We start from the raw sequence: 9,059 nt of genomic DNA, 5'->3' as shown, positions 1-9,059 counted from the left end.
ATGCTCTTTTTTTATATCCTCTTACAACCTATTTTTAAACATAACTTCTATTCAGCTAAAGCTCGTGGCTATTCAGCTAAAGCTCGCGGCTATTCAGCTAAAGCTCTTGGCTATTCAATGGAGATTTCTTCCCTCCAGAAATCCTTCCTCCATGCAAAGCGGTTTAATTCCTTTAGTTCCTCTTCCTTAAGGAGTATGCCGTCGCTAACCGAGGTATTCATTTCTGCCTGTGTGATATTTCTGATTCCCGGTATGACGGTACTTACGGCCGGATGGCTGAGGCAGAATTTAAGGGCATAGCGCGCCATGCTCATGCCGGGGTGGCGTTTTTCCTTAACGCCGTCAATCTCCCGGGTTTTCTTTATTACAGCCATGAGGTTATTACCCCGGAAGTAATGACTTCTTACGTCACCCTCCTGAAACTTTGTCTTAGGCGTATATTTTCCCGTCAGGGCACCTTCATCGAACGGCACACGGATGACAACGGCAATGCCCAGCCTCTGGCAGACAGGGAAAAGATTGCACTTAGGGTACTGCTCAAAAAGGTTATAGATTACCTGGACTTCATCAATTTTACCCATTGCGAGGGCCCCGATTACACTGTCCGGCGTAGTGTCGTGCACTGAGACTCCGGCAGCGCGGATTTTACCCTCCTCCTTCAGTTTCGTAATTGCCTGGAACCATTCGTCCCGCACGTTGAAGCCGGGAGCCCAGGTATGGAACTGATAGACATCGATATAATCCCTCTTAAGCCTTTTTAAGGATCCTTCGCACTGCTTAATGATGTATTCGGCAGGGAAAGATATGTTTACGTCGAAGTCCTCCGGCGGAGGCCACGGGGTATCGGGGACAGGGGGAATTTTAGTTGCCACATAGATTTCTTCTGAGCGTTCTTTGAGGACTTTTCCTATAATCTCCTCGCTGTGTCCTTTTCCGTATCCCTGGGCGGTATCGATAAAGTTGACTCCAAGGTCCATTGCCTTATGGAGGGCTTTAATTGATTCAGTGTCATCCTGGCGCCCCCACATGTCGCCCCCGATTGCCCAGGCTCCGAAACCTATTTCAGAGACTTTCCAATCCAGATTTCCAAATTTTCTGTACTGCATCAAGTTTTTCCGTATTAGTTAAAAGTTACGCCTGAAATGAGTATGATATTTGCATACGGGGTAGCTTCACCCGTGCGGACGAAGGCGATATTTCCCTCAGGGTTTCTCGTAATATTCTTAAATTCCTCGTGAGAAACCTTCTGTATATTTACTTTAGGCAGAAGGCTTGTCACCTCATCATAAACGCCGCAGCTTACGTCCAGCATTTCTTCGGCAACAATTGCCTCTTCGATCTGAAGCTCCTCTAAGATGACTTTAAGGGTTTCTATAAAACGCGGCAGGTTTGTGCTGAGTGCAAGGTCTATCACCTCAGCATTTCTCGGAATAGGAAGGCCGCTGTCGCAGATGACCAGTTTGTCTGTGTGTCCCATTTGAGCAACAACGCGCGAGAGTTCAGAATTCAGTATCCCATTTTTCTTCATAACTTGTTCCCTTATATTTAAATCACTTTTGCGGCTTTGATTTCATCCATTGTAGGCATGGAAGTCTGCGCACCCAGCTTTGTAACAGAGTAGGACGCCACAATGTTTGCAAACTGGATAGCCTTGTCGACCGTCCTTCCCTCTGAGAGTGCAAAAGCCAGGGCGCCGTTAAAGGCGTCGCCGGCAGCCGTGCTGTCTACAACATCGACTTCTCTTGCTGCAAAAAGTTCACTCTTCTGGCTGTTTACAAGAAGAGCGCCTTTTGAGCCAAGTGTCACGATTACATTTTTCACCCCCGTATCAATGAGCCTCCTGGAGGCAAGAGCGGCTGAATCTGTATCGATGACGGGGATTCCGGAAAGCATTCCAAGCTCAATTTCGTTCGGGGTAATGTAATCCACCATCTTCAGCAGTTCATCGGGAAGCCTTCTGGCCGGGGCGGGGTTAAGGATAAACATGGCCCCATGTTTTTTTGCGATGCGTGCAGTCTCCACGACGGTCTCAAGCGGTATTTCAAGCTGTGTTATTACTACGCCGGACTGCGAGAAGGCCTCCTCGTTCTGTTTTATATCCTCAGGAGAGAGTTTCATATTGCTGCCTGATACCACCACGATTTCATTCTGTCCGTAACCGTTGACTGTAATTAAAGCTATTCCGGTCGGTTCAGTTTTGTCGATTAAGAGATATTCCAGCCTGACGCCGTCGGTCTGCATATTCTGAGACAATTTATCCCTGAACATATCGTTACCCATTTTACCGACGAAGAAAGTTTTTCCACCCAGCTTAGCGCTGCATACGGCCTGGTTGGCCCCCTTGCCCCCGGCGAACATGCCGAACTGGCGTCCTAAAATTGTTTCACCGGGTTTCGGGAAGTCTTCACATACAACTACCATGTCCATATTTGCGCTTCCTACAACAAGTACTCCTCTCGTATTCATTAGATGCCTCTATAACTTAAGATTATAAAGAAATAACGTATAATGGTTTAAATGTAATTACAGGTTCAGAAAAAATTCCGGACTTTTTCTGCACTGCTTCAAGTACATTTATCAGTGTATTTGTTACCTTAAGCTGAATAGTATTATTACCTGTCTGAACCATGTCTGTAACATCGAGCCTGTAAGGGTGCCAGGGCAGGACCCTGCCTTCATGACCGTTCATGCTTACTTCCAGGACATCCTCGCCAAGATTGACCTCGAGGAAGAACTTCCCGTTCTTGTAATCTTCAGGCACCCTGAACTCTGTCTCATATATACCTGTGCCCGAGAAGAAGGGGTAGCCCTGTTTTGTCCAGTCGCCTAATTTAATTTTATTTTCTTTCTTTACTATTTTATAGCCCTCTTCAGTCTTTGCAAGGGCGAACTTTCCTGTTATCTTCAGAAGGTCCAGTATGCCGTCTGTCCTTCTTTGTGCTGTGAGCCTTACGGCAACGTGGTTTTGCCCTTCATGGACAAACCTGCTAATGTCGATCTCTTTAATTTCAGCGTCGAGATAGCTCCTCTGTCCCTTGTCTTTTATCTCCTGTCCGTTTATGAATAGTGTATGCTCCTTTCCGCTAAAGCCGTCGATAAGGAGGTTTAATTTTTCAGGCATGTTTTCTATTTCAAAAGTGGTACGGTACCAGAGTGTAACGGGATAAGTTTCATTATCCCTTTCCTGCGGGAGCTGCATTTCCCAGGCGCCGTTTGTAACCTTAAGCCATTCTGAGTCATCGAAAGAGGGGTCTGAATAGCCCTTAGAGTCACTTTCATCCTCTAATTTCATCTTCCAGCTACGGATTAAAAGTGCGTTATCTTCTTTGATGTCGAAATTATACGTTCTGCCCAGCTTTATTGGAGCCGGGGGTTTCACCTGCGGGGTCTTAAGCCTTTTTACGCCGTTATTTGTTTCGACCTTAGCAAAAGCCTCTTTGTCGCTGTTTTCAAGATAACCTGAGATTTTCTTTCCGTCGAAACTCTCCACAACAAGGTTTGTTTCCTGTATAAAAGGCTTCTTTACGCTGTTTCTTATTATAACAATGTGCGACTGGCTTTCTGAGAAATGAAGATTTACAACCGTCCTGCCGTTTTTAATCTGGTAGACGTAGAGCGGTTTAATTTCGCCTGAAGCGGGGTCCCAGAGTTCGGGGCTTCCCGTCTTTTCAAAAGATATTTCAACAGAGCCAATTTCTTTCTGGGAAGTGTTAACGATGAAATAGATGTCGTAGCCGTCTTTTACGCGGTGGAGGTAGAATACCTCTTCATTATCTATAATCACGTCTGGTGAAAGGATTTTATTTAACAGTTTTCCCAGCACTTCGCGGCGCTCCGGCTTTGTTTTTCCTTTTCCGCCGTAGAGATAGACATTCTTTTTTGATTTGATGCCTGAGAACTCCTTGCCGCTTTTGAACTCTGAAAAGAGGTTTTTAGGGTTAACGCCGAAGAGTTCCTTCATTTCGCCCGCGGCGCCGTCGCCTTCAGCTTCCAGGAATTCAAAAGGCAGGATGGTATCGGCAATTACCCTGCCGCCGTTTTCAACAAACTTCTTTATTACCTGGAAGGTGTCTTTTTTGATGTGTGTAAGAGGGGGTAAAATAAGAAGCGAATATTCCTCGTTGGCAATTTTTATTTTGTCTTTTGCGACCTTTGAGCCGATCAGGACGTCCTCATCCACATAGTCGTAGTCGTAGTGGAGTCTCAGGAGTGAATCTGTAATGAAATTGAAGTTGCCTTCAATTGTTTTGCTCGTTGTGCTGGCTTTCTGGGGCTGGTAGTTGGTCCAGATGCTGTTAAGGGGGTAGAGTACGAGCACTTTAGCCACGTGGCGTCCGCCGGAGAGGACGTGTCCCAGGCGCGACATATAAGTTGTAAATTCTCCGTAGTTATTCCACCATGTATGGTGATAGAACTGTGAAGGGGGCCAGTCGCGTTTTCTTTCGCCTTCAATTGAATAGTGGTAGCCGTGGTTGTTGAATAGGTTTACGCCCAGGACATATTCCCAGTTAGCTATCCATTTCATGCGTTCAAGCGTGCAGTCCCAGTAAGCGCCGCCCATAGATTCGCAGAGGAGCCTTGTGCTACCGTAGTGGTGGGCGGCAGAGCTTGCGAGCTTCAGTGCCACGTGCTGGTCGGGTTCTTTTTCTGTACCGATCTTGGGGTAAAGGTGGTCGACGCCCGTAATGTGCATCTGTTTTAAGTGTTTAAAAATATTTCCTTCGCATCTTGCCTGGAGCCTCAGCCATTCCTCAAAGAGGACGTGTCCGGTAAAGATGACTCCGTTTTCATCGCACCATTCGCGCAGTCTTCTGTAGTAGGAATCGGTATACTGTTCGCTTAAGGTGCGCCAGAAGTCGTAGCGTATTTTTGCAGTTACCTCACCCATATCGACGTAAAGCGCCGGCAGGTAGGGCCTCAGGTCGTAGCCGCGGCGCTGCCTGAAGATCTTAAACATCTGGCTTGACCAGGGGACGACGTAATTATCAACGCCAACCTGGTAGTAGTGCATTGCCGGCTCATCTGTGTAGAAGCCGGGGACGATTGTGCCGAAGTCTTTTCCAACGGCATTTTTATATCTGTCGTGAGTAAGTTCAATAAATCTGTTTGTGGATTCAGGGTTCAGGGCGTCTATGTAATACGGCACTTCCTTTTCGAGGAAATAGAGGAGTTTCCATTTTCCTGCCGGAGCCTCCCAGGGGATCACCTTATTGAATGACAGGTTGGGTGTAAGGTCGATGAGCTCTTTAATTCCGTTTTTATATTCGTCAGCCGAGCACGCAAATGCGGCAATGGGGCGTGAGTCTCCCGTATTGACGTAGCGGGAATCCGTTGCCTCAAGGAATGTAAAGAGGGGCCCGTCTACGTTAAGTGCAACGAGTTCAAGATATTTCTGTGAAAGGTGCGGGTATTTTTTAATTACCTGGCGTTCGGCCGTACCGCTGGGCCAGTTCATTTCGTCGTAGATCCATATGTCGAGCCCGATTTCCCTGGCTTTTTCTACGGCAAACTTTACGCGGTCAAACCACTTGTCTGAAAGGTAGCCTATTTCTTCACCAAATCGCCCGTGGATAAAAAGTCCCGGAATACCCTTGTCGTGGTATTCTTTCATCTGCCATTCCATTTCCTTTTCATTCATCTCACCGTTCCAGAACCAGAAGGGGAGTATGCCCAGTTCTTTAGGGGGCTTCCTGAAACTTTCAGGTGTAAGTTTTTCTCCATTAACCAGTTTTTGTGAAAATGCCATATGAGTTTATTCCTCTCTTTGTAATTTTTCTTAAAATGCAAAAATGAGTGAGAAGCGGTGCGGGGACTCGAGGAAGTCATATTTTACGTAAGCATAATCGACTTCCAGTTTGACGCCCGAGAATTCCGTCTTAAAGCCTGCTCCCAGAGCGAGGTTACCTTCTTCATAGTTCATTCTGTAGCCTGCTCTTAGTGAGAGCATATTCATGAATACGTATTCGCCTCCTAAATGGAGTCTTTCGCCATAATCGTTTGTATGAATTGCATCGACATCCAGAGTCAGTTTATTTACAGATGCATCACCTCCAAATACGAGGTCTTCGCCGCCCCAGAGATCGATTGATGTACCGATGCGGAAGACGAGGGGAAGTTCAAATGACTGCTGGTTTTCTTCCTTAGTATACATCCAGCGGGCCTGTTTTGAAAAGTTCTGTGCCGTCATAGCTATGCGGACACCTTTCCACTGCGTGTCGTAGTATGTTCCCACGTCCATTGCCCAGAGCGAAGTTTTATATGTATAAAGGTCCTCCCTGAGGTATTTGACATTAACGCCGATTGAGAGCTGGTCTGTAAAGCGGCGGGCAAGCGTAAGGCCTAAGGCCAGGTCGCTGCCTGTAAATGTACCGCCGGTTCTGGTATCGACCTTGCCCGTAGTGCTGGTAGTAAGTGCCTCCTGAATATTGCCGTAGCTTAATCCCATATAGTTTACGGCAATCACGGCAGGGCCGAAGTTATATCCAACAGCGGCACTTGTAACGCTCAGGTCTGCGATCCACTTTGTATAGTTTACACCAGCCTCAAGGTTTTGGATGCCTGTAAGTCCTGCAGGGTTCCAGTATACTGAGTTAATATCCTGAGTACTGGCAATTGTAGCCTCGCCCATAGCAGCAGCACGGCCGCCGACGCCGATCTTAAGGAACTGAAAAGTCGTGCGTCCGGCTTTATTAAACTGCGCCGGGACCAATCCATTTATTGCCAGGAGCAGAATTATTATTATAAAAAATTTCGTTTTCAATTTATGTTCCTCCAGTTGCTTACTTCGAGGCCCGGCATAAAAAGAGCCGGGCTTTAATTTTTCTTCAGAGACGCCATTTATCTAATGATCATCAGTTTACCCGTAAACTTGCTTCCCATGGTACCCTCTGTCTGAGACTGAACGACATAGATATAAAGTCCGGGAGCAACGAGGAGTCCCGACTCTGAGCGCTGGTCCCAGGAGATGCTGCCGTATAGGTTTCCGTTTACGTCAGGCCCGTGCTGGAGAGTTTTAATAAGGTCTCCTGAAAGTGTATAGATTTTAATTGTTGCCTTTTCGGGCAGATTTCTGAATTCAATTTTCCTTGGTGTCGGTTCGCCGAAGCTATGATTAGGATCGCCCTCGATGTAGGGGTTAGGTGCTGCAAAGACATCCCAGCCCTTTGTTATATCAAGCGGTCCCGGTTTTGCCGAGACTAGCGGTGTACGGTTAACGTCATCGCTGGAAAGCTCCTGTAGCCCTGACACCTTGGTTCCGTTTACAGATGTCCATGGTTTGGGTGTTGAGTTATAAGCCTGCACGTAGTAGTAAAATTCAAAGCCGAACTGCAGTTTTCTATCGAGGTATTCATATTTGTTCAGGTCAGCTCTCCAGTAATTCTGGAATTCATTTCTTGGGATATCGGCAACCAGGTCCCAAATGCCTCTTTTATCGTTGCCTCGGTAGATTCTGTAGCCGCTGACGTCTGTGGATCCGTCGAAGAAAATTCCGCCCGATCCGTCTGTATACTTTGTTTCTTCAGCCAGCTTATCCCATTGTACTGCGACTATAGCCGAATCAGAGCCTTTGGAAGCGTTTGTAGCCCTGCAGTCGGGTGCCGGGGGAGCATCCGGAACATCGGCTGCCATATTAATGCCATTCGCATTGCCGTTTATGCCCCACTTGACGGCGTTTCTTGCTGTTGCGGCATGGCGCCTTATGGCAGCAATTGTACTATCGGGGAACCAGTGGTTCGGGTCGCCCATCTGCACCTGGTGCATATCCATAACGCCTGCAACTTCAGCTAAAACGATTCTGACTGAGTCTCCCGGAGCCAGTGTATAGGGGCCGAAAGAGCTGGTATACCAGCAGTAAAGATTTCCGTTGTTTGCCGGTCTTTTATCAGAAGTTGCAAAATCGTAGAGCTGCTTGGCCGAAAAGGTGCTGAGGCCGAAGGTTTCAAAGTCCACTGTTCTGCCCTGGAACTTATCACCTTCATCGCTATAGATATTAAAGTGCGTCGGGTCTGCGTCAAAAGGATCTGTATTTGGCGCTCCCTGAGGGGGGGTGCGGTAAAGGAATTCAAATCCGAAAGCCGAGGGGTCCTGCAGTTCAGGCTGCCATTCCGGTTTTACGCGCAGAAGCGTTTGCCAGTTAGATTTAATGCCGAAGTTATCCCATGGAACTGGTGCTCTTCCGCCATTATAATGCCTGCTAAAGTAAAAGAGGCCTTTTCCGTCGCCCGGGGCGTCATTTTCAACATTATAGTAATTAAAGTAGCCGCCCGAAGGATGCCAGCCGAAGCCGCCTGCAGGGGCAGCGGAATTAAGAAAGTTGCTGTTATAATGAAAATTCAGCATTCCTTTTGTTGAAACCTGTATTCCGCTATGGAATACGAACCATACCTCGTTGAGTGTCTGGTCGAGGTGGAAGACCTTGTTTACAGACTGAACGACGATGTTTCCAGTATTCTTAAATGTATAATCGTAGATAATAAAGTCGTGGTACCCGTTAAAGCTCCATGACATTGAGCGCTGTGTGACTGTAATGCCTGTTGAGGTATTAAATGTGTTCGTATTCATTTCCTCAGGGAGCTGGGGATTATAGTCCTTGCTTCCGGCAAAATTTCTTACAGTTACGAACGGGGGGTTAGAGGAAAGCACTCCATTTTCACCTGTAGCCAAAGAAGCATGATATATTAAGAAATCCTTCTGTTCAGGGTCGAAGTTAGGAGGAGTAGGAGCCTTGCCGCCTTTTGCAATAATCCAGGGGCCGCTGCGGAAGTTATGGAAGTTGGCATCCGTTATAAAGCCATTAGCCAGTTCCTCGTTGTTGGGATAAGTAAAGCCGGGGAAACCAGGATAGAAGCCTACACCGGTAGTTTCAGTATAGTCCCAGGCACCCGGGTCACCAATAAAGCCCCAGTTGTATAATGTTTCCCAGAGCTTTCCTCTTGTATGAGTAGCAGAATTCTGCTGGGGGAGAATGCTGCCGGTCAAAAGGAAGCAGGTAAATATAAGGCTTAATAAAATCTTTTTCATTTTAACGACCTTGCGTTATATAGTTTATTTTATAGCTT

At 46.9% G+C, this 9,059-nt stretch carries 6 protein-coding genes; all 6 read right to left on the bottom strand.

All coding sequences use genetic code 11. The features are described 5' to 3' along the window. Positions 1–110 precede the first annotated feature (110 nt). Positions 111–1,106 (bottom strand): aldo/keto reductase, encoded by a 996-nt coding sequence (locus HF312_12485; GenBank protein ID MCU7521027.1) that lies wholly within the window; start codon positions 1,104–1,106, stop codon positions 111–113. 14 nt (positions 1,107–1,120) lie between these two features. Then, entirely contained in the window at positions 1,121–1,528 is a 408-nt protein-coding gene (gene rbsD, locus HF312_12480) for a D-ribose pyranase (protein MCU7521026.1), read from the bottom strand. 17 nt (positions 1,529–1,545) lie between these two features. Continuing rightward, complete coding sequence (gene rbsK / locus HF312_12475; GenBank protein ID MCU7521025.1) at positions 1,546–2,466, bottom strand: ribokinase; 921 nt, start codon at positions 2,464–2,466, stop codon at positions 1,546–1,548. A gap of 22 nt (positions 2,467–2,488) precedes the next feature. Continuing rightward, positions 2,489–5,746: a hypothetical protein gene (locus tag HF312_12470; GenBank protein ID MCU7521024.1), complete on the bottom strand. Its 3,258-nt coding sequence runs from the start codon at positions 5,744–5,746 to the stop codon at positions 2,489–2,491. A 30-nt stretch (positions 5,747–5,776) separates the two neighbouring features. After that, a complete protein-coding gene (locus HF312_12465) occupies positions 5,777–6,760 on the bottom strand; it encodes a PorV/PorQ family protein (protein MCU7521023.1) in 984 nt (327 codons plus the stop codon). A gap of 77 nt (positions 6,761–6,837) precedes the next feature. Beyond that, complete coding sequence (locus HF312_12460; GenBank protein MCU7521022.1) at positions 6,838–9,021, bottom strand: hypothetical protein; 2,184 nt, start codon at positions 9,019–9,021, stop codon at positions 6,838–6,840. Between the last annotated feature and the right edge of the window lie 38 nt (positions 9,022–9,059).

The sequence above is a fragment of the Ignavibacteria bacterium genome, from assembly GCA_025612375.1.
In the GTDB taxonomy this organism is placed as follows: domain Bacteria; phylum Bacteroidota; class Ignavibacteria; order Ignavibacteriales; family SURF-24; genus JAAXKN01.
The sequence above is the reverse complement of the archived record's forward strand: the minus strand, read 5'-3'. Positions and strand labels throughout refer to the sequence as shown.

Excerpts from the sequence above, each read along its gene's own strand:
- HF312_12485 (MCU7521027.1), bottom strand. The coding sequence starts at position 1,106 with ATGCAGTACAGAAAATTTGGAAATCTGGATTGGAAAGTCTCTGAAATA.
- rbsD (MCU7521026.1), bottom strand. The coding sequence starts at position 1,528 with ATGAAGAAAAATGGGATACTGAATTCTGAACTCTCGCGCGTTGTTGCT.
- rbsK (MCU7521025.1), bottom strand. The coding sequence starts at position 2,466 with ATGAATACGAGAGGAGTACTTGTTGTAGGAAGCGCAAATATGGACATG.
- HF312_12470 (MCU7521024.1), bottom strand. The coding sequence starts at position 5,746 with ATGGCATTTTCACAAAAACTGGTTAATGGAGAAAAACTTACACCTGAA.
- HF312_12460 (MCU7521022.1), bottom strand. The coding sequence starts at position 9,021 with ATGAAAAAGATTTTATTAAGCCTTATATTTACCTGCTTCCTTTTGACC.